Raw genomic sequence first — 26,597 nt, 5'->3', positions numbered from 1 at the left:
AGGCGTGCGCAGCGTCGTCTACAGCGAGACCGGTGGCCCGGAGGTCCTGCGGCTGGTCGAGGAGCCGGTCCCCGAGCCCGGGCCGGGCGAGGTGCGCGTCCGCGTACGGCGCTCCGGGGTCAACCCGACCGACTGGAAATCGCGCGCCGGGCGCGGTCCCGGGAAGCCCGTCGACCCGCCCCAGATCCCCGGCCAGGACGGCGCCGGCGTCGTCGAGGCGGTCGGCCCCGGCGTCCAGGAGTCGTGGGTCGGGCTCGACGTGTGGGTCCTCGAGGCGGCGTGGAAGCGGCGCTGGGGCACGACGAGCGAGCACACCCTGGTGCGCGAGTCGAACGTCTCCCTGCTGCCCCGCACGACCTCCTCCGGCGCCCCGTACGACCTCGGGGCCGCGCTCGGCATCCCCTTCGTCACCGCGCACCGCTGCCTGACCGTCGCCGAGGAGGGCCCGCTGCGCCTCGGGCCCGGCACGCTGCAGGGCCGTACGGTCCTCGTCTCCGGCGGCGCCGGCGCGGTCGGCAACGCCGCGATCCAGCTCGCGCGCTGGTCGGACGCGACGATCATCACCACCGTGAGCAGCCCGCAGAAGGCGCAGCTCGCGGCCGCCGCCGGCGCCGACCACGTGATCGACTACCGGCAGCGCGACGTCGGCGAGGAGGTCCGCCGGATCGCCCCGCGCGGGGTCGACGTCGTCGTGGAGGTCGACCCGCAGGCGAACGCCCCGCTTGTCGCCCGCCTCGCCGCACCGAACGCGGTGATCGCCACGTACGCCGACGACGGCGGGGGCGCCGACGTCGCCGTTCCCGTCCGGGCGTCGATGGTGCCCAACCTGCGCTGGCAGTTCGTCCTCGTCTACACCCTGCCCGCCGCCGCCAAGGCCCGGGCGCTCGACGACCTCGGCGCCGCCCTCGCCGAGGGCGCGCTCGGCGTCGGCGAACGGCACGGGCTGCCGCTGCACCACTTCGGGCTCGACGAGGCGGCGCAGGCCCACGCGGCGGTCGAGCAGGGCGCGGTCGGCAAGGTCCTGATCGACCTCTGAGAGCTCCTCGGCTGGCAGGATGTCGGCCGTGGGGGAGCCGGCCGACGAGCGCTGGGCCCCGTTCCCCGTGCAGGACTGGTCGACCATGCCGGTCGACCCGCCCCTCGAGCCCGGGTGGGCGCCGCCCGCGCCGGAGCAGCGGGTGCCGGCCCGGACCCCGCGGCCGTGGTGGGTCCCGCTCGTCGTCCTGCTGTGCCTCGGCCTGGTCGTGGGCACCGGCACCTGGCTGGCGCGCCGCACCGCAGAACCGCGCAGCGAGGCCCTCGGCTTCGTCCCGGCCGACGGGCAGGCCCTGTGGCAGCAGCTCGCGACGACGCGCGAGCTGGACACCCGGACGACGACCGTGGTGACGGAGTCGGCCCGGTTCAGCGGCGTCGACGGCCTGCTCAGCGGCGACGCCGCGCTCGTGACCCGCGTCCTGCACCAGGACTACGAGGACCCGGCCGGGGCGCGGCTGTGGCGCACGACCACCACCGACGTCGACGAGGTCGGGGTGCCGACGCAGACCGTGCGCTACTACCGCGTCCGCGGGTCCGTCGAGCTGGCCGGCCAGCAGGCCGGCGCGGACATCACGGCGTACGAGCCCGCGCTGCTGGAGCTGCCGGCCGACGTGGCCCCCGGTTCCTCCTGGCGCAGCGCCGGCTCGGCCGGCGACGAGGAGGACTACGAGAGCACGTTCACCGCGACGGCGGCCGCGGGCGGCTGCCTCGACGTCAGCGGCCGGCTGGTCCTCCGGCCCCGGGGCACCGCCCAGGGCGGGCGCCAGAGCACGCTGACGCGGACCTGGTGCCCCGGGCGCGGGCTGGTCGCCGCGTCGGAGAGCGGGGGCTCGACGCGCACGACGCTGGACCCGGTCGCCGCGCCCGCACCCGGGGCCCGCACCACGGCCGGCGCCCCGGTTGCCTGGGCCGACCCGCGCGCCTGGAGGCCGAAGACCTGGGACACCGTCAGCGTCGACCCCACGACCGAGGAGCCGGGGCCGATGAACGGCAACGCCGACGTCGCGATCGACCCGGTCCTCACCGCGTCCGGGTTGGTGGTGCGGGCCATGAGCTCCCCGCACGACCTCGTCGCGACCACGCCCAAGACCGCGGACGCCTGGACGCCGGCCTGGCGGGTCCACCCCGGGGGCACGGTCCTCACCCTGGCCTCGTTCGGCGCCGTCGTGCTCGTCACCACCAGCGAGCGGCGGCTCGTCGCGTACTCCGAGGCGGGGTCGCGGCTGTGGGAGGCCGACCTCCCGGAGGTCGCGCCGACCGCGCCCGTCGCGGTCTCGCGCGACGACGCGGTGCTCGTCGACCTCTCCGGCCGGGTGCTGCGCTTCGGCGTCGCCGACGGGGCCGTGCGCTGGACGCGGTCGGTGGGCTCGGACGTCAACCGGCTCCCCGGGGTGGGCGCCGGCCTGGTCGTCGTGGCCGACCGCGGCGGAACCGTCTCGGCGCTGGACGCCGCCACGGGAGCGCCGCGCTGGGACCGCCCGGTCGAGGCCCGCGCGGTCGCGGTCGTCGGCGAGCAGGTCGTGGTGGCGAGCGACCAGAACGTCATGGGCCTCGAGGCCGCCGCCGGCACCACGCGCTGGGTGACCCACTTCGACGGCACCCTGACCGCGCTGACGGCGTTCGGCGGCTCGACGCTGCTGGCGAGCAAGGCCGAGACCCTGCTGCTCGACGGGGCCGGTCGGGTCACGGGACGGCTGCCGGGCTACCTGGCGGTCGACGTCACCCAGGGCCACGTCGCCGGCTGGACCGCCGACCGGCTCGACGTGGTCGACCCGGGCGCCCGGGTGGTGGCGACCTGGCCCACGCGGTCCACCTCGCTCGTCTCCAGCGACCGGCCGGGCCTGGCCACGCCGGAGGGCGTCTACCTGTTCGGCTCCACCAAGGGCTGGACCTTCGACGCCTGGACGACCGGTGGTTGACGTCAGGCCGGTCCCCGCAGCTGCCGCCGGTCAAGGTCGGCCCGCCCCGTCGAGGACCGCCCGGGCGGCCGCCTTCGTCCGTGGCGTGGTCGACCAGACCGTGGTGGCCCCCGTGCAGGAGGGGCGCCTGCGCGACCTCGGGTGGCCGTACGGGCTGCGTGCCGTCGTCCTGCTCGGCTACCTGGCCTTCGCCCTGGCCGCGCTGCTCGTCGTGTCCTCGACCGCGGTCCGGCGCGCCGCCACCCTGGGCGCGGGCGGCAGCCTGCCCGTCGGCCTGCCCGAACCTGCCGTGTGGATGCTCGCGACGCTCTTCTCCTTCGGGCTGAGCCTGCTGCTCGTCGCCGGCCTGCACGGGCCCTGGTGGCTGCGGCTGCTGGCGGTGCTGGTCGTGCTCGCCGCGCTCGGCGCCTGGGCCCTGCGCACGCCGGGCACGAGCGGTTCCGTGGTCTGGACCGTGCTGGCGCTCCTGCTGCTCGTGGGCGTCGTCGTGCTGGCGGCGGTCCGGGCGCGGCGGCCGTTCGCGTGGTGGGAGCTGGCCGTGGCCTGGGGGCTGGTCGGGACCGGTGTCGTCGTCGGGCTCGTCGAGAACCGCTACTCCGTCCGCTTCGGCACCGACCAGGCGCCCGTGCTGCTGCAGTACCTGGCGTCGAGCCTCGGCTTCCTCGTCCTGCCGACCGCGATGGTCGCGGGCGCGTCGGTCGCCGAGGTCTGCGTGCGGCTCACGGTCGCCGCGACCGAGCAGGCGCAGCGGCTGGCCCGCCACTGGGTGCCGTACGCGGTGCTGGGCGTCGTGCTCGGCGTGCGCGGTGTGCAGGTCGGGCTGCAGCTCGCCGGGCTCGACCCGGTCGTCCAGGGCTGGGACGTCGTCGTCGCCTCGCTCGTCCTCGTCGGCCTGCTCGCCGGTGTCGGGACCGCGCTGCTCGCCCTGGCCCGCCGGCGCGGCGCCCGGCCCGACGTCGACGGCCTCGGCGACGAGCTGACCGCCGTCGCCCTGCCGGTCGGGGCGGCCCTCATCCTGGTGAACCTCCCGGTCCAGCTGGCCGCGGGGGTCGTCCCGCTGCTCAGCACGCTCGACACCTCGGGCACGCTCACCGGGACCGACGTCGACGTCGGCGCCCTCGTCGGGCGGCTCGTCGACCCGATCCGGGCCCTCGTCGGCGTGGTCGTCGTCGGGCTGGCCTTCCGCGCGGCGCGTCGCGGACGGGCGACCCGCGCGCTGGTCCTCGGAACCGTCGGCGTGATGCTCGTGATGCTGGCCCGCTCCCTCGTGCAGGGCGCGCAGACCCGGGCCGGCGTCGACCCGGACGTGCTCAACCTGGTCGCCACGGCGGTGGTCGTGGTCGGCGTGGTCGCCGCCCTGCTGCGGCGCCGCCTCACCCGGTCGCGGGCGCTCGCGCTGGCCGGGGCGCTGACGCTCTGCGCGCTGTTCTCCGGGCGCGACTTCATCTCCGACCCGGTCGGCGCGGTGCTCGGCTTCTCGGGGGCCGCGCTCGTGCTGTTCGGCCTGACGTGGGACCTGTTCACCGGCTCCGCGTGGGCCAACGGCGAGAGCCGGCGCTTCGTCCGGCCGACGCGGGTGCTGCTCGTGCTGTCCGGTTCTGTCGTCACGATGAGCGTGCTGGCCTTCGCGGCGCTGGTCCGCGACGGCAGCACGACGATCTACCTCGACCCGTACGCGGCGTTCGGCGACCTCATCTTCGGCACCGCGCTGCTGGCCGCGGCGGTGGTCGCGGTGCTGGCGCCGTCGGTCCAGGCCCCGGGCGCCCCCGCCAGCACGTCCGGGTCGTCCGGGTCGTCGACCAGCCAGCCCGACCCGGTCTGAGCGTCGGTCCCCGGGTCGAGGGCGCTGCCCGGCAGCGCGAGCCGCGCCAGCGCCGGGGTGGCCACGCCCGCCGCCACGCGGAAGGACGCGTACCCGAGGAGGGTCCCGGTCACGTTGGCCAGCACGTCGTTGACGTCGGCGGTGCGGTCCATGCCGACGAGCACGCTGCCCGCCCACTGCGCGGCCTCGATGCCCCCGCTCACGGCCAGCCCGGCGAGCGCGACGCCGGCGACGTTCCGGACGCGGAGCACGAGGGGGAGCAGGGCGCCGAGCGGCAGGGTCATGACGACGTTCAGCACGACGTTGCGGGCGTCGAGCCGCGCGCCGGGGACCACGTTCACGCCGGCCAGCCAGTCCGGGTGGGCCGCGCCGGGGCCCAGGACGAGGGTCATCGGGAAGAAGGTCACCGCCAGCACCGCGGCCGCGTAGCCGGCGGCGGCGAGCACCGTCAGCGCGTGGGCCGGCGTCAGCGCGCGCCGGTGCCCGAGCGCGAGCAGCCACACGACGACCACGCCGACGAGCAGCGGGACCAGGACCGGACCGGCCGAGACCGTCACACCGAACACCCCGGGCACGAGGGCCCCCTTCCGAGCGGCTGCGGGTACGCCTCGAGCCTGCCGCCGCGAGCGCGTCCGCACATCGGCCGAGGGGGACGAGCCGGACGGCTGCTCGAAGACCGGGGTCGTAGGGGCCCTCGGCTCGCAGGCCGAGGCGGGCTCAGGCCGAGGGGGGCTCAGGCCGCGGCGGACCCTGCGGCCGGCTCCTGGGCGCAGGCCACGGCGGCGTCGATCAGGTACGCGAGCTGCTCCCGGGTGCGGACCAGGTCGTCGACCTGCTCGCCGAGCCGGTCGTGCTCGCGGCGCATCAGCGCGATGGTCGCCTCGGTGGTCGCGCTCGAAGGGCTGTCGACGCAGGGCATCAGGGTGGCGATGGTGCTGCTGGTCAGCCCGGCGTTGTACAGCTGCCGCAGCAGCCGCACCCGGGCGACCGCGTGGTCGTCGTAGGTCCGCTGCCCGTTCGAGGTGCGTACCGAGGACAGCAGGCCCTGCTCCTCGTAGTAGCGCAGCGACCGGACGCTCGCCCCGGTCTGCTGCGCGAGGTCGCCGATCCGCACGTGTGACTCCGCTCTCGTCCTGCCCCGCCGACTTGACCCTGACGTCAGTGTCAGGTCCTAGCGTCTCGAGCGTAGCGCCGCACCGGTGGCGCACAGGTCAGCCGAAGGAGCAGGAACATGCAGGTCGCAGGATCGGTCGCCCTCGTCACGGGAGCCAACCGGGGGCTCGGGACGCGGTTCGTCGCCCAGCTGCTGGAGCGGGGCGCGACGAAGGTGTACGCCGCCGCGCGCCGCCCGGAGAGCCTCAGGGACGCCCTCGAGGCAGGCGGGGACGGGCGCGTGCAGCCGCTCGCGCTCGACCTGCTCGACGCGGACGGCGTCGCGGCGGCCGCGGTGGCCGCGCCCGACGTCACCCTGCTGGTGAACAACGCGGGGGTCTCGACGCGCCACGACCTCGTCCGGGGCGACCTGGCCGAGGTCCGCCGCGAGATGGACACCAACTTCTTCGGCACCCTCGCCGTGACCCGGGCCTTCGCCGACACCCTCGGCGCGCACGGCGGCGGCGGGATCGTCAACGTGCTGTCGGCGCTGTCCTTCGTCGCCTTCCCCGGCGCCACCTCCTACTCGGCCAGCAAGGCGGCGGAGTGGATGCTCACCCAGGGCACCCGGGTCGAGCTCGCGGGCCAGGGCACGCAGGTGCTCGGGCTGCACCTCGGCGGCGCCGACACCGACATGATGGCCGGCTACGACGGCCCGCTGCTCGACCCGGCCGAGGTGGTGCGCGCCGCCCTGGACGGGCTGGAGGCCGGCCGTTCGGAGGTGCTGGTCGACCCCTGGAGCGCGGAGGCCAAGGCCGGTGCGGCCGAGGACCCGGACGTCTTCTACGCACGGCTGGCCCAGCGTTTCGCCTGACCTCGGTCGCCAGGCGGGTCCCGTGGGCGGGAACTGTCGGTGGAGCGTGCTCGAATGGCTCCCGCCATGTACCGACTGCGTCTGACCCCCGAGACCCTCAGCGACCCGCCCGACCTGGACGAGGCCCAGCGGGCCGTCGTCGCGCACCCCGGGGGTCCGCTGCTGGTGCTGGCCGGGCCGGGCACGGGCAAGACGACGACGCTCGTGGAGTCGGTCGTCGACCGCATCGCGCGGCGCGGGGCGAGCCCGGACTCGGTGCTCGTCCTGACCTTCTCGCGGCGGGCGGCGGCCGACCTGCGCACCCGCATCGCCGGCCGCCTCGGCCGGACGGTCGTCACGCCGGCGGCGATGACCTTCCACGCCTTCTGCTACGCTCTCGTGCGCCGGTTCGCCGACCGGCTCGGCCTGGCCGGGCCGGTCCCGACCGGGCTGGACGCCGCCGGGCACGCGTACGGGGCGGCGGTGCGGCTGCTCACGGGGCCCGAGCAGGACTTCCGGGTGCGCGAGGTCCTCGAGGGCAGCGTGGAGACCGGCCGGGCCGACTGGCCCGACTCGCTGGACGGCGCCTTCGGGACCCGGGCGTTCGCGCAGCAGGTGCGGGCGGTCCTGGCCAAGGCCCGCCAGCTCGGCATGGACCCCGTCGACGTCGTCGAGGCCGGCGAGGCGGCCGGCCGCGAGGACTGGGTGAGCGTCGGGGAGTTCTTCGAGGAGTACCTCGACGTGCTCGACGCCGAGGGCGTGCTCGACTACGGCGAGCTGGTGCACCGCAGCCGCATCCTGCTGGCCGACCCGGAGGTCGTCGCGACGCTGCGCGCCGAGATCTCCGCGGTCTTCGTCGACGAGTACCAGGACACCGACCCCGCCCAGGTGAGCCTGCTCCAGGCGCTGGCCGGCGACGGCCGCGACGTCGTGGCCGTGGGCGACCCCGACCAGTCGATCTACGCCTTCCGCGGCGCCGAGGCCCGCGGGATCCTCGACTTCCCGACGTCGTTCCGCACCGCCGGCGGTGAGCCGGCCCCGGTCCTGGCCCTCGGCACCGCGCGCCGGTTCGGCCCCTCGCTCCTCGCGGCCAGCCGGAACGTCGCCCGCCGGCTGCCGGTGCCGCCCGGCCTGCCGCGGGAGGTGTTCGAGGCGTTCCGCGACCCGCGTCCCGACCCCACCTCGGGTGCCGCCCCGCCGCGCGGCCGGGTCGAGGTGATCACCTGCACCAGCGCCGGGGCCGAGGCCGAGCACGTGGCCGACCTGCTGCGCACGGCGCACCTGCGCGACGACCTGCCGTGGACCCGGATGGCGGTGCTCGTCCGCTCCGGGCGGCAGAGCATCCCCGCCCTGACCCGCGCGCTGGTGGCCGCCGGCGTGCCCGTCGAGGTGGCCGGCGACGAGATCCCGCTCGCAGCCGACCCCGCCGTGCGCCCGCTCCTGCTCGCGCTGCGCGTGGCGACGAACGGGCGGCACCCCGGTCCCGAGGAGGCGCAGCTCCTGCTGACCTCGCCGCTGGGCGGCCTCGACGCGATGGCGACCCGGCTGCTGGGCCGTGCGCTGCGGGCGGTCGAGCGGGCCGAGCTCGGCGGCGTCGCCATGCCGCGGCCCTCGGCCGAGCTGCTGGCCGCGGCGCTGCACGACCCCGAGCTGCTCGAGCTCTGCCCGCCCGGGCCGGCCGTGACGGCCGCCGGGCGGCTGGCGGCGCTGCTGCGGACCTGCGAGCGGCTCGTCCGCCAGGGCGGCACCGCCGAGGAGGCGCTGTGGGGCCTGTGGTCGGGCACGACGTGGCCGGAGGCCCTGCAGCGCATGGCGGCCGGCGGCGGCGAGGCGTCGCGACGGGCCGACCGCGACCTGGACGCGGTGTGCGCGCTGTTCGACGTGGCCGCCCGCTCCGAGGAGGTGGCCGGGCTCCGCGGCGTCGCCGGCTTCCTCGCCGAGGTCGAGGGCCAGCAGATCCCGGCCGACACCTGGCGCGAGGCCGACCTGCGCGGCACCGGCGTCCGCGTCCTCACCGCGCACCGCTCCAAGGGCCTGGAGTGGGACCTCGTCGTCGTGGCCGGCGTGCAGGAGGGGCGCTGGCCGGACGTGCGCCGGCGCGGTTCGCTGCTCGACGCCGACCGGCTCGGCCGCCACGGCCTGGAGGACCCGGTGCCGACGGCGGTGCGCGTGGCCGAGGAGCGGCGGCTGTTCTACGTCGCCTGCACCCGGGCGCGCTCGCGGCTGGTGGTGACCGCGGTCGCCGGGACCGAGGGGGAGGGCGACCAGCCGTCGCGGTTCCTCGACGAGCTCGGCGTCGCGCCCGTGGCCCGGCCCGGACGTCCCCGCCGCCCGCTGACCCTGCCCGCCCTGGTGGGCGAGCTGCGGCGCACGAGCGTCGACCCCGACGCCCCGGCCGAGCTGCGCGAGCAGGCGGCGCTGCGGCTCGCCCGCCTCGCCGACGCCACCGACGCCGAGGGCCGCCCGCTGGTGGCCGGCGCGTCGCCGACCACCTGGTGGGGGATGCGGGCGCTGAGCGACGCGCCGGCGCCGGTGGTCGCGAAGGGTCAGCCCGTCGCCCTGTCGGGGACCTCGCTCGGCGCGGTGCTGACCTGCCCGCGGCAGTGGTTCCTCGACCGGCAGGCGAGCGCCGGCACGACCCGCAGCAGCGCCGCCAGCTTCGGCTCGGTGGTGCACGTCCTGGCCGAGCACAGCGCGGGCGTCCCGCTCGAGCCGGAGGAGCGCTCGGCGTACCTCGAGGGCGTGTGGGACCAGATCTCGTTCGACGCCAACTGGCTGTCCGCGGTCGAGCGGGCCGAGGCCGAGGACGCGCTCGACCGCTTCGTCGTCTGGCAGGAGGCGCGCGGGCACCTCGAGCTGCTGGGCACGGAGGTGCCGTTCCGCTGCGAGGTCGTCGCCGGCGGCCACCGGGTGACGCTGTCCGGGACGGCCGACCGGGTCGAGCGGGAGCGTGACGGCCGCGTCCGGATCGTCGACTTCAAGACCGGGCGCCGGGCGCCGGCCGCCGCCGACGTCGCGCTGCAGGACCAGCTCGGCGTCTACCAGCTCGCCGTGGCGCAGGGCGCGTTCGCCGACGTGGCCGGGCCGGGCGCGCGCCCGTCCGGCGCCGAGCTCGTCTACCTCCGGCTGCCGGAGAAGCAGACCGGCTTCCCGCAGGTGTTCACCCAGGCGTCGCTCGACGACGTCCCGTTCCCGGTGGAGGCCGGCCCCGACGACCGCGGCGCCGAGGGCTGCCCGACCTGGGTGCACCAGCGGCTGCGCGACGCGGCCGAGATCGTCGAGTCCGAGCGGTTCGACGCGCGGCTGGGCCCGGCGTGCCGCTGGTGCCCGTTCCGGGGCAGCTGCCCGGCCCACCCCGCCGGCCGGCAGGTCGTCGCGTGAGCCTGCACGTGCTGCCGCCGCCCCCGCCGCAGCCGCGGCTGCGGACGCCCGCCGACCTGGTCGACGCGCTCGGGCTGCCGTTCTCCGACCAGCAGCTGGCGGCGATCACCGCCCCGCTCGAGCCCGGCGTGATCATCGCCGGGGCCGGTTCGGGCAAGACGACCGTCATGGCCGCGCGGGTGGTGTGGCTGGTCGGCACCGGCCGGGTGCGCCCCGAGGAGGTCCTCGGGCTCACGTTCACGCGCAAGGCGGCCGCCGAGCTGTCCCAGCGCGTGCGCAAGGCGCTCGTCGACGCCGGCGTGGTCGACGACAAGACGGTCGACGAGTCGGGCGAGCAGGTCGTCATGACCTACGACGCGTTCGCCGCGCGGCTGGTGTCGGAGCACGGGCTGCGGCTGGGCTTCGAGGCCGACCCGACGATGGTCAGCGGGGCGACCCGGTTCCGGCTGGCGGCCCGCGTGGTCGCCGCCGCGGCCGGTCCGTTCGAGTTCCTGTCGCGGCTGCGGCCGGCGACCGTCACCGAGCGGGTGCTCAAGCTCGACGCCGACCTGACCTCGCACCTCGTCGACGTGCGGGCCCTCGACGCGCACGCCCGCGAGCTGGTCGTCGGCTGGGACTCCGCGCCGCTGAACAACCGCGGCAACGCGTACGTCGACGTCAAGAAGGCACGCATCGCCGTGCAGGAGCGCCTCGAGCTGGCCAGCCTCGTGCGCGACTACCAGGCGCTCAAGACGCGGCTCGGCGTCGTCGAGTTCGCCGACCAGATGGCGATCGCGGCCCGGCTCGCCACGGAGGTGCCGCAGGTCGGCGCCGACCTGCGCGCGGCGTTCCGGGTGGTGCTGCTCGACGAGTACCAGGACACCTCCGCCGCCCAGGCGGCCATGCTGCGCGGGCTGTTCTCCGGTCCGGCCGACCCCCGGGCGGTCGGCCACGAGGGGATGGGACACGCCGTCACGGCGGTGGGTGACCCGTTCCAGGCGATCTACGGCTGGCGCGGCGCGGCGGCCAGCAACATCACGACGTTCGCCGACACGTTCCGGCGCGCCGACGGGGGTCCCGCGGCGCGGTTCGCGCTGACGGTCAACCGGCGCAGCGGGCCGAGCATCCTCGACGTGGCCAACGTCCTGAGCCGGCCGCTGCGGGCGGCGGGCCTGGCCTCTCCCGGCCCGGACGAGGAGCAGGAGGGGCAGGGCCCTTCGACAGGCTCAGGAGGACCCCTGCTGCAGGCCCCGCCGGGCACGGACCCGGGGCGGGTGTGCGCGGCGACGTTCACGTCGTGGCCGGAGGAGGTCACCTGGGTCGCGGACCGCATCGTCGAGGCCAGGCGGCAGGGCACCGTCGCGCACTGGGCCGACATCGCCGTGCTGATGCGCCGCAACGCCGACATCGGCCCGCTCTACGCCGAGCTGACCGCCCGCGAGGTGCCCGTCGAGATCGTCGGCCTCGGCGGGCTGCTCGGGCTGCCCGAGGTCATGGACGTCACCGCGACGCTGCGGCTCGTCGACGACGTCACGGCCAACCCCGACCTGGTGCGGCTGCTCACCGGACCGCGGTGGCGCGTGGGGCCGCGCGACCTCGCGCTGCTCGGCCGGCGCGCCCGGGAGCTGGCCCGCGTGGCGCGCGGCGGGGCCGACGTGGACGGCACCGAGGAGCGCCGCGTCGGCTCGCAGGTGCCCGACCCGGCCCAGGTCCGCCTCGCGCTCGTCGACGCGGTCGCCGACCTCGACCCCACCGAGGTGGTCAGCCTGCTCGACGCCCTCGAGGACCCGGGCGACGCGCCGTACTCAACCGCAGCCCGGCGCCGCTTCGCCCGGGTGGCGAGCGAGCTGGCGTCGTTGCGCGCCCACGCCGACGAGCCCGTGCTCGACCTGGCCCGCCGGGTGGTGACGACGCTCGGCCTGGACGTGGAGCTGGTGGCGACGCCGGAGCTGGAGCGGACGAATCGTCGCGACCAGCTCGGCGCGTTCCTCGACGCGGTGGCCGACTACGTCGACGTCGACGGCGACGCGTCGCTGTCGGGCCTGCTGGCCTGGCTGCAGGCCGAGCTCGACTCCGGCACCGGGCTCGAGCAGGCCGTGCCGTCCGACCGCGAGGCGGTCAAGCTGCTGACCGTCCACAAGGCCAAGGGCCTGGAGTGGGAGCTCGTCTTCCTGCCCGGGCTGGTCGAGGGCGTCTTCCCCAGCGACCGCGTCACCGACAACTGGGTCACCACGCCGGGCGCGCTGCCCGCCGACCTGCGCGGTGACGCCGGGTCGATCCCGCAGCTCGCCGACACCAGCAACGCGGCCATCGTCGACTACAAGGCGGCGCTCAAGGCGCAGCAGCTGCTCGCCGAGGACCGCCTCGCCTACGTCGCCGTCACCCGGGCGCGCTCCACCCTCGTCGGGTCGGGGCACTGGTGGCGCCCCGACCTCGTCCGGCCGCGCGTGGCGTCGACGTACCTGCGGGCGATCCTCGCCGAGGCGGAGACCCAGGGCCAGGTGCTCGCCCGGGCGGACCCGCCGGGCCAGGAGAACCCGCTCGTCGGCGCGGCTGCACCCGTGACCTGGCCGGAACCGCTCGACCCCGACGCGCTCGCGCGCCGCGAGGAGGCGGCCGCGCAGGTCGAGGCTGCCCGGTCCCGGTTCGCGGCGACGGGGTCGTACGGCGACCCGGCCGCGCCCCCGCTGCTGCTCGACCTCGAGGGGCGCGTGTCGGCGTGGGACGCCGACCTCGACCGGCTGCTGCGCGAGGCCCGCGAGTCGCGCTCGGGCGACCGGACCGTCGAGCTGCCCGCGAGCCTGCCGGCGACGGCGCTGCTGCGGCTCAACGCCGACCCGGACGCCTTCGCCGCGGCCCTCGCCCGGCCGATGCCGGTCGCGCCGTCGCGGGCGGCCCGGTCGGGGACCCGGTTCCACGCGTTCGTCGAGCAGTGGTTCGGCGAGCGGCTGGCGCGCGGCGGGGTCGGGCAGGGCGCGCTCGTCGACCCCGACGACCTCTCCGACCGGGCCGACGCGGACGGCCCGGAGGAGGCCGACCTGCGGGCGGTGTGCGACGCCTTCACCCGGACGCCCTTCGCCACCCGGCTGCCGTACGCCGTCGAGGCCCCCTTCTCGCTCGCCCTGGCCGGGCGGCTGGTGCGCGGGCGCGTCGACGCGGTGTACGCCGCCGAGGACCTGGGCGGCGGCGGCTTCCCGGTGGCGGTGGCGCCGGGCACCCGCTACCTCGTCGTCGACTGGAAGACCGGCGGCCCCGACACCGCCGACCCGCTCCAGCTGGCGGTCTACCGGCTGGCGTGGGCCGAGGCGAGCGGGGTCGACGTCGGCCAGGTCGAGGCCGTGTTCGTCCACGTCCGCGACGACCGCGTGGTCGCCCCGCCGCTCGCCGGGCGCGCCGAGCTGGAGCGGCTGCTCGGCGGGGGTGAGACGGCCCCGGGCGGGCAGTAACCTCGGCCCGGTGAGTTCCGAGGTCCCTCCCGCCTGGTCCGACGAGCTGAGCGCGGTGGCCTGGTCGGCCTCCAGCTCGCTGGACCGGGTCGGGCACCACCGCCGCTCCGCCGACTGGGTGGCCCAGCTGTGGCGCTCGCCCGACGCCCGCCTGCTCAAGCTCGACGCCGACGCGAACTTCACCACGCAGTCCAACGGGTCGCTGCGGCTGGTGAAGCCCTTCGTCGACCACGACAGCCAGCGCCACCGCCTGCTCGGCCTGGTCGACGGTGCGCCCGTCTTCGCGGTCGAGGCCGTGGTCGACGGCGAGGTGCGCAGCCTGCGCGAGGTCGGCGCCTCGCTGTCCGACACCGAGCGCGACATCGCGGCGGCCGCGACGGCGCTGGTCCGCTGGCACCAGATGGAGCCGACCTGCCCGCGCTGCGGCGGGCCGACGGTCGTGGTGGAGGGCGGGTACGCCCGTCACTGCGAGCGCTGCGACGAGCAGCACTTCCCGCGCACCGACCCGGCGGTCATCGTCGCCGTCGTCGACGCCGACGACCGGATCCTGCTCGGCCGGCAGGCGTCGTGGGGCCACCGCGTCTCCGTGCTCGCCGGCTTCGTCGAGGCGGGGGAGTCGCTCGAGCAGGCCATCCACCGCGAGATCGCGGAGGAGGTCGACGTCACCCTCGACCGGATCCGCTACTTCGGCAGCCAGCCGTGGTCGTTCCCGCGCTCGCTGATGACCGGCTTCTTCGCCCGCGCGTCCTCGACGGCGATCTGCGTCGACGCCGACGAGATCGCCTGGGCCGGGTGGTTCACCCGCGAGGAGCTCACCGCGCAGCTCGACGCCGGGACGATCGGCCTGCCGGGCCCGAGCTCGATCGCCTCGCGCCTCATCGCCACCTGGCGCGACGAGCCGACCGTCTGGTAGCCGTCGCGGGCTGACCGCTGGTCGTCCCATCCGGAAAGTGGTCGCTCCGGCGGCGCGGCACGCCGTACGGGCGGCCTGGACCGACCACGTGCGCGGAAGGGTGTCAGCGCATCCGTTGCCGCAGGCCGCTGGCGCGGTTCGCGGGACGTTCGACCGCGGCGCGGACGGCCTCCGCGCTGCCGAGCAGCAGGACGCGCGTCGTCGCCCGCGTCACGGCCGTGTAGAGCAGCTCGCGCGTCAGCAGCGGCGACTCGGGCGGCGGCAGCACGAGGGTGACGGCCGCGAACTGGCTGCCCTGGGCCTTGTGCACCGTCATCGCGTGGACGGTCTGGACGGCGTCGAGCCGGACGGGCGGGAACAGCGCCGGACCGGTCGCCCGCGCGAAGGCCGCCCGGACGCCGGCCGGGGTGCCGACCACCACGCCGGTGTCGCCGTTCCACAGGTCGAGGTCGCGGTCGTTCGCCGTGACGAGCAGCGGCCGGCCGAGCGACAGGTCGCCGTCGACCCCGTAGCCCGGCACGGCGGCGGCGAGCCAGTGCTCGGCCTCGGCGTTCCAGCGCGTGACGCCGTACGGGCCGCGCCGGTGCGCGCAGAGCAGCCGGTGCTCCTCGACCGCGGAGAGCGCCGCGTCGATGGACCCGTCGGTGGCGGCCCGCAGCGCGGCGGCGGCGCTGGCCCGCAGGGTGCGCCCCAGCTCGCCGAGGCCGTCGCCGTCCGCGGTCAGCCCGGCGGACGCGTCGACGTCGGCGAGCGTGACGTCGGCCCGGCCGGAGGTGAGGAGGCCGACGGCCCGGTCGGCGTCGCCGGTCCTGATCGCGTCGGCGAGCTCAGCGATGCCGCCCTCGAAGCGCCAGTTGTGCGTCAGCCGCACCACGGAACGTTGCGCCGGGCCGGTGATGTCGGCGAGGACGGCGCCCGCCTCGACCGACGACAGCTGGTCGGGGTCACCGACGAGCACGAGCCGGGCGTCGGAGCGGACGGCCTCGAGCAGCCGGGCCATGAGCGTCAGCGACACCATCGACATCTCGTCGACCACGACGACGTCGTGAGGGAGCGGGTTGGTGGCGTCGTGGCGGAAGCGGCTCTTGGAGTCGGGCCGCCAGCCGAGCAGCCGGTGCAGCGTCGACGCCTCGAGCGCCCCGACGCGGGCCCGGTCCTCCTCACCGAGCCCGGCGGCCGCGGTGGTGACGGCCTCCTGCAGCCGGGCCGCGGCCTTGCCGGTCGGGGCGGCGAGCGCGACCCGCAGCGGCGGTCCGGGCTGGGCGCGCAGCAGGGCGAGCAGCCGCGCCACCGTCGTCGTCTTGCCGGTCCCGGGACCGCCGGCCAGCACCGTCACCCAGCGCCGGGCGCTGGCCTCGGCGGCCTCGCGCTGGTGGTCGGCCGTGCCCGGTGCCTGCGTCGGGGGGAACAGCCGGTCGAGGTCGCGGGTCAGCGCGGCGGCGTCGACGACCGGCGGGGCCGCCGCGGAACGGTGCTCGAGGGCGGTGCGGACCGACTCCTCCTGCTGCCAGTAGCGCTCGAGGTAGAGCAGGGTGCCCGACAGCCGCAGCGGCCGCGCCGCCCCGACGTCGTCCGGACCGGCGACCAGGGGGCTGTCGCGCACGGCCAGCGCCCAGCCCGTCGGCTCGGGCCAGGGCAGCTCCGGCGGAACGTCCGCGTCGCCGTCGGACCCGGGCACGAGCGCGTCGTCGTCGGGCAGGTCGACCGCGGTGGCGGTGTCCAGGTCGAGGCAGACCGACCCGCTCTGCAGCGCCCGTACGGTCAGCGCCACGGCGAGCAGCACCCGCTCGTCGCGCTCGCTGCCGATCCGGCCCAGGGCCTCGGCCGTGTGCACGTCGGCGAGGCCGAGCACCCCGGCGGCGTGGAACCGTTCCAGCAGGGGTGAGCGCACCCGCACCGCGGTGAGGACGTTCCGCTCCGTCGCCGTGACGCTCACGCCTGCTCCTCCGTCCGCCCGGCCAGCAGCCCGGACAGCGCGACGACCAGCGACGACGGCGGCCGCCAGCTGAACACGCCGGCCGGAATGCCCCCGACCTCGGGCGTCTGCGGCCCGGCCATCCCGCGCACGAACAGGTAGAGCACCCCGCCGAGGTGGACGTCCGGGTCGTAGCCGGGCTGGCGCCAGCGCAGCATCCGGTGCAGCGCGACGCTGTAGAGGAGGGCCTGCAACGGGTAGTGCGCGGCCATCATCGCCTCGGGCAGGGCCGCCGGCGCGTACGCCCGCAGCGTGAGGGGCCGGCCGTCGAAGCTGCCCAGCCAGTTCGTCTTGTAGTCGACGACGAGGTGCCGCGGTGGCCCGTCGGGGGTGTCACGCACCCGCAGCACCGCGTCGATGCTGCCCGTCAGGTAGCCGCGCAGCGGTTGTTCGGCGAGGACCGGCGCCGTCAGCCGGTCCGCGTACGGGGCGAGCGGGTCGTGCGCGGGGACGTGGCGGCGCAGGACCGGAGCCACGTCGCCGAGCGTCACCTGCGCGGCGACGGGGTCGTCGCCGCCGGCCAGCGGCAGCTCGAAGACGAGCTCGGTCAGCCGGTCCGTGCGGGGGACGTCGGCCAGGGTCCGGCCGCCGGCGAGCGGTCCCAGCGAGGTGGCGACGACCGGGACGAGACCGTCGGCGAGCTGCTCGGCGCTCGTCCCGGTGCTCCCGGTCCGCGCGATCACCGACGCGCAGGCGCTCCGCAGGCTGGCGGGGAGGTCGGCCGCACCCGGGTCGAGGTCCTCGAGCACCGCGTGCACCGCCGTGCCGAAGTCCGCACCGCTGGGCAGCCCGGCCATCGGGGAGACCGCGTCCCAGGGGTCGGGACCGGCGCCGGCGGGCGGGGCCGCGGCGTCGGCCGGAACGACGAGCCGGTCGGCGTCCCACTCCGCCTCGGCGTCGATCTCGGTGTCCGCGGCGGCCTCGCCCGAGGTCTCGTCGTCCTCCCGACCCGCCTCGGGCTCGCTGCCCACGCCCGGTCCGGAGAGGTCCAGCCCGTGCGCGGCGGCCGTCAGCGAGGAGTACGACGTGCGCCGCCAGGCGAGGTCGAGCGCGCGGTCGAACGTCCGGACGCGCAGCGGGCCGTCCGTCCCGCCGTCGACGCTCACCTCGACCGGGTCGCGCTCGCCGTCGAACAGCTCGACCTGCACGTGGGGGCCGAGGTCGCGCCCGGAACGCGGATCACCCAGCTCCACCGGGTAGCGCAGCTCGGGGACCCCGCCGTCCGAGCGCAGCACGCGCTGCAGCGCGGACGCGGCGACGTTGTGGGTGGGCGTCCACCACGTCACGACCTGGCACTGCGCGCGGGTCAGGGCGACGTAGAACAGGCGGAGGTCCTCCGACGCCTCCTCCGCCTGACGGCGGGCGAAGCGCGCCGGGCGTCCGGGCGCCCAGGCACCCCCGACGTCCAGCACCAGCCCGGCCCGGCTCGCGCCGTCTCCGTCGGCGTCGCCGGGCGCCTCGGGGTGCAGGAGCAGCGTCTCGCCCTTGTCGTCGGAGACCCAGCGGTCGCCGGCCTCGGGGAGGTAGACGATCGGGTACTGCAGGCCCTTGCTGCGGTGCACCGTGACGACCGTGACCTGGCGGCCCTCCGCGTCGAGGCGGCGGGAACCCTCCACGCCCGAGTCGCGGTGCGCGTCGGCGACGCGGTCGCCGAACCACTCCAGCAGCGCCCCCGGCCCGAGCCGGTCGCGGGTGGCCGCGTCGTGCAGCAGCTCGGCGAGGTGCCGCAGGTCGGTGAGCCGGCGCGCCCCGCCCGTCTGGCCGAGCAGCCGGGCGGCGACGTCGCGGTCACGCGTCACGGCCTCCATCAGCGCGGCCACGCCCCGCGCCTGGAGGACGCGACGCCAGCCGCGGACCTGCAGCGTGACCTCGATCATCGCGTCGTCGTCGGCCTGGGCGAGCCCGACGACCGACCAGCCGAAGAAGCAGGTCAGCGTGGCGGCCCGCACGTGGCCCTGCGTCGGCGCGTCGAGCGCGAGGAGGAGCGTCGCCCAGTCCTGGGCGGCCTCCGACACGAACACCGAGCGGTCGGCCCGGACGACCGCCGGGACGTGCGCAGCGACGAGCGCCGCGCGGACGTCCTCCGCGGCCCGGTTGGTGCGGACCAGGACGGCCACGTCGCCGGCGTCGACCGCACGCGGACCGGTCCCCAGGTCGATCCGGGTGCCGGAGGCCAGCAGCCGGGTGACGTCGGCGACGAGGTCGCGGGTGACGCGGCGGCGCACGACGCGGACGGGTTCGATCCGGGCGGGCTTGTCGGCCTGCCCGTCGTACGGGGCCACGCGCAGCCGGACCGGCGCGGTCAACGCGCGGTCGCCGCTCAGCCGGTCCTCGCGGTGCGCGGCCCCGACCGGGTCCACGACGATGTCGCGCTCGCCGAGGGCCAGCCCGCCGAGGAGGTGGTCGAATGCCGCGACCAGCGACGGGTCGCTGCGGTGGTTGGTCGGGAGCGTCTGCACCGTCGCCCCCTCCTCGTCGCGCGCGTCGAGGTAGCAGTGCACGTCCGCCCCGCGGAAGCCGTAGATCGCCTGCTTGGGGTCGCCGATCAGCACCATCCGCGTCCGGCCGGCGAAGGCGGTGCGCAGGATGTCCCACTGCACGGGGTCGGTGTCCTGGAACTCGTCGACCAGCACCACCGCGTAGCGCTCGCGCAGGCGGGCGGCCGCCGCCTCGCCGTGGCGGGTGTCGGTCAGGCTGGCGCGGAGCCGGACGAGCAGGTCGTCGTAGGTGAACGTCTGCGTCGCCCGCATGCGGCGTTCCACCTCGGCGCGGACCGCCGTCGCGTACGCCACCCGCTCCACCGCGTCGTTGCGGCCGTGGCTCGCGTCGTCGTCGGGGTCGGGCACGAGCGGGGCGCCCACCGAGCGGCACGCCTGGCGGGCGACGGCCTGCGCGTCCGACAGCCTCTTCCAGGGCGCCCGGCCGCGGTCGGCGTAGCGCCGCAGGTACTCGTCGGAGGCCACCTCGTCGACGAGGTCGTCGACGTCCTCCACGACGGTGGCGTGGGGCTCGGCGTCGCCGAGCACGCCGAGGCCGTCGAGCGCCTGCAGGCAGAACTCGTGGGTGGTGGCGATGGTGGCCTCGTCGAAGTCCCGCAGCGCGGCGACCACGCGGGCGCGACGGGCGGCGCGCTCGGCCGGGCCGACCGCCTGCAGCAGCGCGTCCACCGGGTCGGCCGCCGTCGCCGCGTCCGGCGCGAGGGCACGCTCCAGCCCGACGAGGCGGTCCCGGACGCGGGTCCGGAGCTCGGTGGTCGCCATCCGGCCGAAGGTGACCAGGAGCAGCCGGGACAGCGGGACCCGCTCCTCGACCACGAACCGTGCGGTCAGCGCCGCGAGGGCGTACGTCTTGCCCGTGCCGGCGCTCGCCTCGAGCACCGTGGTGCCCTCCGGGAGCGGGCCGCAGACGTCGAAGGCGGTCCGCCGGCGTGCGGCGTGCGCGGGGACCGCGGCCCGCACCTCGGAGGTCGTGGAGGCGGTCATCGGCCCTGCACCCTCAGCAGCGGGACGAACACGCGCCGCGCCAGGCTGCCGAAGCGGCTCTCCCCGGGACGGTGGGGACGGCCCTCGGCGGGCTGCGCCGGCTCGGCCTCCAGCGCGTCGAGGTCGGCTCCGACCCCCAGCACCCGCTCCCACAGGGCGTCGCGGTCCCGGCCCCACGCCTCCTCGAGCCGCTTGCGGTCGTCCTTCTGCGGGTCGCGGGACTCCTGCCGGGCGTACTCGTACGCGGCCAGCGGCGCGAAGGGGATCAGCGTCCGCAGACCCGTGCCCTGCAGGTCGACGAGGTCGGCGAGCACGAGACGGGCGAACTCGGGGGTCACCGGCCCGAGCTCGAACTGCTCCTTGCGCCCGATCACGACGCCGCGCCACTCCCGCTCGGGTCGGCTCGCGCTCAGCGCCAGCAGCTCGACCCAGGCCTGCAGCCGGTGCCGCGCCGACGGGCGGGAGAAGAGGACGCGGACCACGGCGTCGCCGCGCACGCCGTCCACGCTGCCCGCCACCCGCACCCGGTCGAGGTCGACCACCAGGTCGACCCGCTCGGCCGGCGTGCTGGTCCACGTGGTGGCGGCCGCGGCCACGGTGCCGACCTCGGCGCGCAGGTCGCCGACCACGCGCGCGCCGAGCTCGCGCGGCGGCACGGACCCGCGGCGCCACTCCGCGGCGGCGAGCACGTCGAGGTCGGCGCCCCGCAGGTGCGCCTGGAGCATCCGCTCGCCGATGGCCCAGCGCTGCAGCCCGTCCAGCTCGACGGGGATCTGCTCGTCCTCCCCCTCGTCGCGGCCGCCGTCGGCGAGCCCTGCGCGGGCCCGCAGCAGCGCCCGCACCGGGTGCTGGAAGAAGCGGTACAGCTCCGTCAGCTCGACGGCCCGGTCCGGGGGCAGCGGGTCGAGCAGCACGTCGGCGTACGGCTGGGGTGCGGGCACCTTCTGGGCCCGCCCCGCGCGGGCGCCGCGCAGGGCGGCCCGGTCGAAGCTGAACGGCTCCGGCCTCGTGGCGCCGGCCTCGACGGTGAAGTTCGCCGGTCCGAACGGCTGCAGCGCGTGGGGGACCGTGAGGTGCGCGCGGACCGGTCGCCCGTCGAGCGTCCGCGCGGTCGCGTCGAGCGTCTCCAGCAGCGCCTCGACCGGGACGGCCGGCCGCAGCGGGGTGCCGTTGCGCGGATCGACCGCGGAGTGCAGCACCACCAGCGTCTCCTCAGCCGAGCAGACCGCGTCCAGGAACAGCTGCCGGTCCTCCCCGCGGGGGTCGGGGTCGCCGACACGTCGGACCGCCGCGGTCAGGTCGTCCCCGTCGGGGGTGGCCCGGCGAGGGAACGCGCCGTCGTCCATCCCCAGCAGGCACACGACGCGGTGCGGCACCGCCCGCATCGGCAGCAGGCTGGCCACGGTCAGCGTGCCCGTGCGGAAGTTCGCCCGGCCCGCCCGCCCGCGGAAGGCGTCGGCGAGGAGGGCCCGCACCTCGGTGAGCGACAGGGTGCTCTGCAGGGCGGCGTCGCCCGCGCGCTCCTCGAGGCGGGCGAGCTCGCCGTACGCGTGGGTGTGCTGCCAGCGGTCCGCCGGTCGCACGTCGGTCAGCTGCTCCACGACCTCGCGGCACAGGTTCAACCAGTCGGGCAGGGTCTTCGGCGTCGCGCAGCCGTCGCTGAGCCCGCGGACGCGGCCGAGCAGCTCGGCGAGCCGGCCCACCAGGCCCACGTCGTCGGACGCGACGTCGTCGAGCGGGAGGACCGTGCCGATGAAGCGCGCGTCGCTCTCGTCCATCGCCACCCCGAGGAGCAGCCGGTCGAGCCCGGCGGCCCAGGTGTTCTGGGCGAAGCCCGCCATGCCGAAGCGGGCGCGGTGCGCGGCGTCGAGGCCCCAGCGCACGCCGGTCTGCGGGAGCAGCTCGTGCAGCCGCTCGAGGTCGTCCTCGCCGAGGCGGAAGCGGGTGGCGACCGGTTCGGCGGCCGCGAGGTCGAGCAGGGCCGACAGCGTCACGCGGGCGTCGGCGAGGTCGAGCAGCCGGCCGACGGTGGCCAGCACGGGGTTGAGCTGGCGCAGCGACCGGTCGGCGAGCCGGACCCGGAGCCGGTGGCCGGGGTGCTCGGCCCGGCCGGCCCCGTCCTCGTCGGCGTCCAGGCCGAAGGTGGCCGCGACCAGGGGCGCGTACGCCTCGACGTCGGGGCACATCACCACGACGTCGCGCGGCTGCAGCGTCTCGTCGTCCGCGAGCAGGCCGAGCAGGACCTCGCGCAGGACCTCGACCTGACGGTGGGGACCGGCGCAGGCGTGCACCTGGACGCTCCTGTCCTCGGCGTCGAGGAGGTGGTCGCCCGCCGGCGGCCGGTCCGCGGCGAGGTCGGCCTGCAGGCGTCCCAGCAGGGTGCCGCGGTCTCCTGCACGAGCCTGGGCCGGGGCCGGGTGGCGCGCGTCGGTCGTGGGCACGCCCGCCCTCGCGGCGCCGGCGCCCAGCCGCACCTGCAGCTCGCGGAGGTCGCGGCCGAGGTAGGTCAGCAGCGGGTTCGTGGAGACCTCGCCGGCCGCGACGTCCGCCCGGAGCGGGAGGAGAGGCCCGGTCGGCACCGGCTCGCGGGCCACCCGCTCCCAGGCGGCGGGCGAGGGGTGGGGCAGCCACAGGTGCACGTCGCGGGTCGCGGCGAGCGCGAGCAGCATGTCGAGGTGGCGCGGGTCGAGCCGCGTGGCGCCGAAGACCGACAGCCGCTCGGGCAGCGGCCCCGATCCCGTGGCCTCCCCCGAGCGCAGCCGGTCGACGTCGGCGCGGAGGCGGGCCACCGGGTCGGCGCCGCCGATGTGGTCCCGCAGCCGGCGCCACAGCTCCGGCTGCCAGGCCCGGTCCGCGGCGAGGGGCTCGAGGTCGGGCCCGAGGTCGCGGCCGGCGGCCCAGGCCTCGAGCATCGACGGCCGGTCCGCGGCGTACCGGGCGAACAACCCGGCCAGCCGCCGGGCGGTGCTCCAGCGGCGCGAACGGCGGGTGTCCTCGGCGTCCCCGGGACCGGCGTCGGCCTCCACCGCCGGTCCGAGGTGGTCGGCGAGGACCGCGGCCCACGGCTCGGCGACGGCGGTCTCGAGGACGGCGAGGAGCGGCCAGACCGCGCGGGACGGGACCCAGGGGTCGTCGCTGCCCGAGCGGCCGAGCACGTCCGCCACGAACCGGGCGGGCGACGGGAAGTCGACGCCGGCGCAGACGCCGTCGTCACCGGACGTGGCGCCGAGGTGGTGGGCGAGCCGCTGGGCGATCCACCGCTCCACGCCCGGGGTCGGCACGCACACGACCTCGGTCGCGAACGGGTCGGCCAGGGGAGCGGCCAGCACCTCGCCCAGGGCGTCGACGAGGACGTCGGCCCGTTCGGCGCGGTGCAGGTGGAGGCTCATGGCTCCGCCACCCTAGGGCGGCTCGCCGACAGTTCCGGCCGTTCGGCACGAGTCGGCGATCACGACCCGTGCCGAGCGTCATCCCAGGAGCAGGTCGACCAGCTCGGAGGGGTGCTCCAGCAGGACGTCGGCCCCCGCGTCCTCGAGCTCGGAACGGCTGCCGTACCCCCACAGCACGCCGACCGTGCGGGTCCCGACCTCACGACCGGCCACGACGTCGGAGTGACGGTCGCCGACCATGACCGCGTGGGCCGGGTCGATCCCGCCCAGCAGGTCGAGGGTCTGGGCCAGCGTGGCCGCCTTGGTGGGGTGGTCGTCGGCGAGGCCGTTGACCACCTCGAAGCGACCGGCCAGCCCATGGGCCTCGAGGATGGCGACGGCCACGTCGGTGCGCTTCGCGGTCGCGGTGCCGAGCCGGAGCTCCGCGGCCAGGCGGTCGAGGACCGCGCTCACGCCCTCGTACGGGCGCGCCTGGTGGAGGCCTTCGTGCAGGTAGAAGGAGCGGTACGCCGCGACCGCGGCGGCCAGCCGCTCGGGCGGCACGCCGAGCGCGGGCAGCAGCGTGACCAGCTGGGGCCCGACGTCGGACCGCAGGCCCTCGTCGGTCGGCGGGCTCACCCCGACCGCGACGAGCGCGTGCCGGAAGCCGGCCACGATGCCGTCCGCCGAGTCGAGCACCGTGCCGTCGACGTCGAGGACGACGGCCGAGACGTCGGACCAGCGGGGCAGCCGGCTCACGCCAGCTTGGCCTGGACCTCGCGCGCGGAGGGGTTGGTGAGCGTGGAACCGTCGGCGAACCAGACGGTCGGGACCGTCTCGTTGCCGCCGTTGACCTTCGCCACCAGCGCGGCGGCCTCGGGGACCAGCTCGATGTTCACCTCGTCGTAGGCGACCCCGGCGCGGTCGAGCTGCGACTTCAGCCGCTTGCAGTAGCCGCACCACGTGGTGCTGAAGATCGTCGGGCGGTCGGCGGCAGGCGTCTGCAGATCGGTCACGTCGGCGTCAACGAGGCCGCCCGCGCCCGTATTCCGCGCGCGTGTCCCGTGCTCGCCGCGGTCGCTCAGGCCATCCCCAGGGCGCCGGCCAGCACGACGCCGCCGAGGCCCACCGGGAGCGCGAGGGCCAGGCCGGCGACCCGCTGCCGCGCCGAGCGGGCGGCGAGGACCACCGCCACGGCGGCCAGGACGAGGAGGACGAGGGCGGCCTGCACGGTGTCGTGGCGGTAGCCGGTGTCGGACGCTCCCGCGAACCGCAGCAGCTCGACCCACGCGCCCGTCAGCAGCAGCCCGACGACGGTGGCCGTGCCCGCCGGACCGCGCCACCGCCGGCCCTCGCGGGCCCAGGCCCCGGCGGTGCCGAAGACGACGCCCGCGCCGACCCCGACGAAGAGCCACCACTGCGCGTGGGTGTCGAGCAGCGTCGCGGTGTCGCGGTCACGCAGCACGACGTAGGCGAGGTAGTAGCTCTCCACCGCGACGAGCAGGGTGAGCGTCCCGGCGAGCCCGGGCCACCACCCGGGCCGCGCCCGCACGGCCCAGCCGACGACGAAGGCGGCCAGCGCCCACACGGGCGAGGAGTTCAGCAGGTGGCCGAACGGCGCCGGAAGCACGTGCTTGAGCACGACGTCGAGCGGTCCGAGCGCCGCGCCGACCGCGACGGGCACGATCACCGAGGCCCAGCCGGTGCTCGCGCCGGCCGTGCGGCGCGCCGGTGCCGCCGGGCCGGACGCGGTCGTCAGCGGCAGGGTCTGCACGGGCACGGGTCCTCCTCGGGGCCGGCGCCGTGGTGGCGCCGCGTCGGCCCCAGCCTTCTGGCAGACCGACCGGCCCGGCATCGCCCCGGGGTCTCGCGGCCGGCCGGCCGCGGTCAGACCTGGGGCCCACCCCGGTCCCGGCTCGACCCCAAGCCGACCCCAAGCGACCTCCACCAGGGTCAGGGCCATGACGAACCTCGAACCGGCCTTCCAGCCCACCACCACCCCCGCGCCGTACGGCCCGGGTCAGCCCACCAACCAGGAGAACGCCATGTCCTACCCGCCCGCCCCGTACGCCACCGACCCGTACGCGCCTGCCCCCTACGCCCCTGCCCCCTACGCCCCCGCCCCGTCCGCCGTCGACCCGGGCCGCACCCTCGGCATCGTCGGGCTGGTGCTCTCGTTCGTCGCCGCGGCCGTCGGCCTCGTGGTCAGCCTCGTCGCGCTGCGCCGGTCGAGGAGGGCCGGCCACCGCAACGGCTTCGCGCTCGCCGGCGTCGTCGTCGGTGGCGTCGTCACCCTCCTGTGGGTGGTCGGCCTGGCGGTGGGCGGCGCCGCGCTGGGCGGCGTGGCCGCGAAGTGCGCCGAGCTCGGCCCGGGCACCCACCAGGTCGGCGGCACCACCTACACCTGCGGCTGAACCACGCGGTGCCGGGCCGGCTTCAGAGGGCCTGCACCTCGGGCAGGCGGGCGGCCACGGCCTCGACGAGGCCGGGGTCGCCCGCCATCGGCCCGTCCGGCCGCGGCCAGGCGAGGACCGCGTCGGTGAACCCGAGCCCGGCGGCCCGGCCCAGGGCGTCCACGACCTGCTCGACGCAGGAGAAGTCCGACGTCCGGGCCTCGAGGTTGAGGAACCGTGCGAACCCGCCGGGCACCGCGTGCCCCTCCGCCTCGTACGCGGCCCGGACCTCGGCGAAGCGCCCCGCCTTGTCGGCCGCCGAGGCCCACCAGACCTCGGCGTCGTCGTCCGGCCCGGCGCCCGTCGTCGTCACCCAGGCGTCGCCCCGCTCGAGGGCGAGCCGCATCCCCTTCGGCCCGTTGGCCGCCACCACGAACGGCGGGTGCGGGCGCTGCACGCAGGCCGGGACCGTCCGGGCGGCGTCGACGGCGTACCAGTCGCCGGACCAGCTCGACTCCGGCGCACCGAGCACGAGCCCGAGCACCTCCACGAACTCGGCGAACCGGGCGTGGCGCCGGCCCGGGCTCAGCGCCGGCTGGCCGAGCATCGACGCGTCGAACCCGTCGGTGCCGGCGCCGAGGCCGACGTCCAGCCGCCCGCCGGAGAGGTGGTCGAGCGTCAGGAGCTCCTTGGCGAACGGCACGGGGTGGCGGAAGTTCGGCGTCGCGACCCAGGTGCCGAGCCGCAGCGTGGTCGTGGACAGCGCCGCCGCGGTCAGCGTCGGCACGGTGGCGAACCACGGCTTGTCCGCGAGCGAGCGCCAGGCCAGGTGGTCGAACGTCCAGGCGTGGTCGTAGCCGAACGCCTCCACCGCCTGCCACCGGCCGCGGTCGACGGCCCACGCGAGCTCCGGCAGCAGCGTGATCCCGACCCGCACGT

Annotated in this window: 16 protein-coding genes; 7 read left to right on the top strand and 9 right to left on the bottom strand. The window is 76.8% G+C overall.

From position 1 onward, the window contains the following. Positions 1-4: 4 nt before the first annotated feature. Both BMY04_RS12795 and BMY04_RS12790 read left to right on the top strand, forming a co-directional pair. Positions 5-1,036, top strand: a complete 1,032-nt coding sequence (locus BMY04_RS12795; protein WP_091180978.1) for an NADPH:quinone reductase — start codon at positions 5-7, stop codon at positions 1,034-1,036. A gap of 28 nt (positions 1,037-1,064) precedes the next feature. Further along, entirely contained in the window at positions 1,065-2,954 is a 1,890-nt protein-coding gene (locus BMY04_RS12790) for an outer membrane protein assembly factor BamB family protein (protein ID WP_170854117.1), read from the top strand. 1,659 nt (positions 2,955-4,613) lie between these two features. Here the strand turns inward: BMY04_RS12790 and BMY04_RS12785 are convergent. Together BMY04_RS12785 and BMY04_RS12780 are read right to left on the bottom strand one after the other, a co-directional pair. Next, a complete protein-coding gene (locus tag BMY04_RS12785; protein ID WP_139209844.1) occupies positions 4,614-5,351 on the bottom strand; it encodes a VanZ family protein in 738 nt (245 codons plus the stop codon). Positions 5,352-5,509: 158 nt separating this feature from the next. Then, complete coding sequence (locus BMY04_RS12780; RefSeq protein WP_091180971.1) at positions 5,510-5,890, bottom strand: MerR family transcriptional regulator; 381 nt, start codon at positions 5,888-5,890, stop codon at positions 5,510-5,512. A 117-nt stretch (positions 5,891-6,007) separates the two neighbouring features. Here BMY04_RS12780 and BMY04_RS12775 point away from each other — a divergent pair, with 117 nt between their 5' ends. The 4 genes from BMY04_RS12775 (at position 6,008) to nudC (ending at position 14,440) form a co-directional block, all read left to right on the top strand. Continuing rightward, positions 6,008-6,742 (top strand): SDR family oxidoreductase, encoded by a 735-nt coding sequence (locus BMY04_RS12775; protein WP_091180968.1) that lies wholly within the window; start codon positions 6,008-6,010, stop codon positions 6,740-6,742. Positions 6,743-6,808: 66 nt separating this feature from the next. Then, positions 6,809-10,102 (top strand): ATP-dependent helicase, encoded by a 3,294-nt coding sequence (locus BMY04_RS12770; RefSeq protein WP_091180966.1) that lies wholly within the window; start codon positions 6,809-6,811, stop codon positions 10,100-10,102. After that, a complete protein-coding gene (locus tag BMY04_RS12765; RefSeq protein ID WP_232506361.1) occupies positions 10,099-13,527 on the top strand; it encodes an ATP-dependent helicase in 3,429 nt (1,142 codons plus the stop codon). The genes BMY04_RS12770 and BMY04_RS12765 overlap by 4 nt, the downstream gene beginning before the upstream one ends. A 10-nt stretch (positions 13,528-13,537) precedes the next feature. Next, the gene (gene nudC / locus BMY04_RS12760; RefSeq protein ID WP_139209843.1) at positions 13,538-14,440 is read left to right on the top strand and encodes an NAD(+) diphosphatase; all 903 of its coding nucleotides are present in this window, start codon (positions 13,538-13,540) and stop codon (positions 14,438-14,440) included. Positions 14,441-14,543: 103 nt separating this feature from the next. On the opposite strand, the gene recD is transcribed toward nudC, so the two are convergent. From recD to BMY04_RS12735, 6 genes are all read right to left on the bottom strand, one after another. Then, the gene (gene recD, locus BMY04_RS12755; protein WP_170854116.1) at positions 14,544-16,376 is read right to left on the bottom strand and encodes an exodeoxyribonuclease V subunit alpha; all 1,833 of its coding nucleotides are present in this window, start codon (positions 16,374-16,376) and stop codon (positions 14,544-14,546) included. After that, the gene (locus BMY04_RS23545; RefSeq protein WP_091180956.1) at positions 16,373-19,897 is read right to left on the bottom strand and encodes a UvrD-helicase domain-containing protein; all 3,525 of its coding nucleotides are present in this window, start codon (positions 19,895-19,897) and stop codon (positions 16,373-16,375) included. The genes recD and BMY04_RS23545 overlap by 4 nt, the downstream gene beginning before the upstream one ends. Continuing rightward, positions 19,894-23,286 (bottom strand): exodeoxyribonuclease V subunit gamma, encoded by a 3,393-nt coding sequence (gene recC / locus BMY04_RS12745; protein WP_091180949.1) that lies wholly within the window; start codon positions 23,284-23,286, stop codon positions 19,894-19,896. The genes BMY04_RS23545 and recC overlap by 4 nt, the downstream gene beginning before the upstream one ends. 78 nt (positions 23,287-23,364) lie before the next feature. Beyond that, positions 23,365-24,024, bottom strand: a complete 660-nt coding sequence (locus BMY04_RS12740; RefSeq protein WP_170854115.1) for an HAD family hydrolase — start codon at positions 24,022-24,024, stop codon at positions 23,365-23,367. Next, positions 24,021-24,281, bottom strand: coding sequence for a mycoredoxin (locus BMY04_RS22790; RefSeq protein WP_269766219.1), 261 nt, complete (start codon positions 24,279-24,281; stop codon positions 24,021-24,023). The genes BMY04_RS12740 and BMY04_RS22790 overlap by 4 nt, the downstream gene beginning before the upstream one ends. Positions 24,282-24,346: 65 nt before the next feature. After that, the gene (locus tag BMY04_RS12735; protein ID WP_091180942.1) at positions 24,347-25,045 is read right to left on the bottom strand and encodes a DUF6518 family protein; all 699 of its coding nucleotides are present in this window, start codon (positions 25,043-25,045) and stop codon (positions 24,347-24,349) included. Between the two features lie 181 nt (positions 25,046-25,226). Here BMY04_RS12735 and BMY04_RS12730 point away from each other — a divergent pair, with 181 nt between their 5' ends. Further along, positions 25,227-25,679, top strand: a complete 453-nt coding sequence (locus tag BMY04_RS12730; RefSeq protein ID WP_091180939.1) for a DUF4190 domain-containing protein — start codon at positions 25,227-25,229, stop codon at positions 25,677-25,679. Between the two features lie 22 nt (positions 25,680-25,701). On the opposite strand, the gene BMY04_RS22785 is transcribed toward BMY04_RS12730, so the two are convergent. Beyond that, positions 25,702-26,595 (bottom strand): LLM class flavin-dependent oxidoreductase, encoded by an 894-nt coding sequence (locus BMY04_RS22785; protein ID WP_170854114.1) that lies wholly within the window; start codon positions 26,593-26,595, stop codon positions 25,702-25,704. Positions 26,596-26,597: the final 2 nt, after the last annotated feature.

Origin of the sequence: Microlunatus flavus, from assembly GCF_900110855.1 — a bacterium.
Lineage (GTDB): Bacteria > Actinomycetota > Actinomycetes > Propionibacteriales > Propionibacteriaceae > Microlunatus > Microlunatus flavus.
The sequence above is the reverse complement of the archived record's forward strand: the minus strand, read 5'-3'. Positions and strand labels throughout refer to the sequence as shown.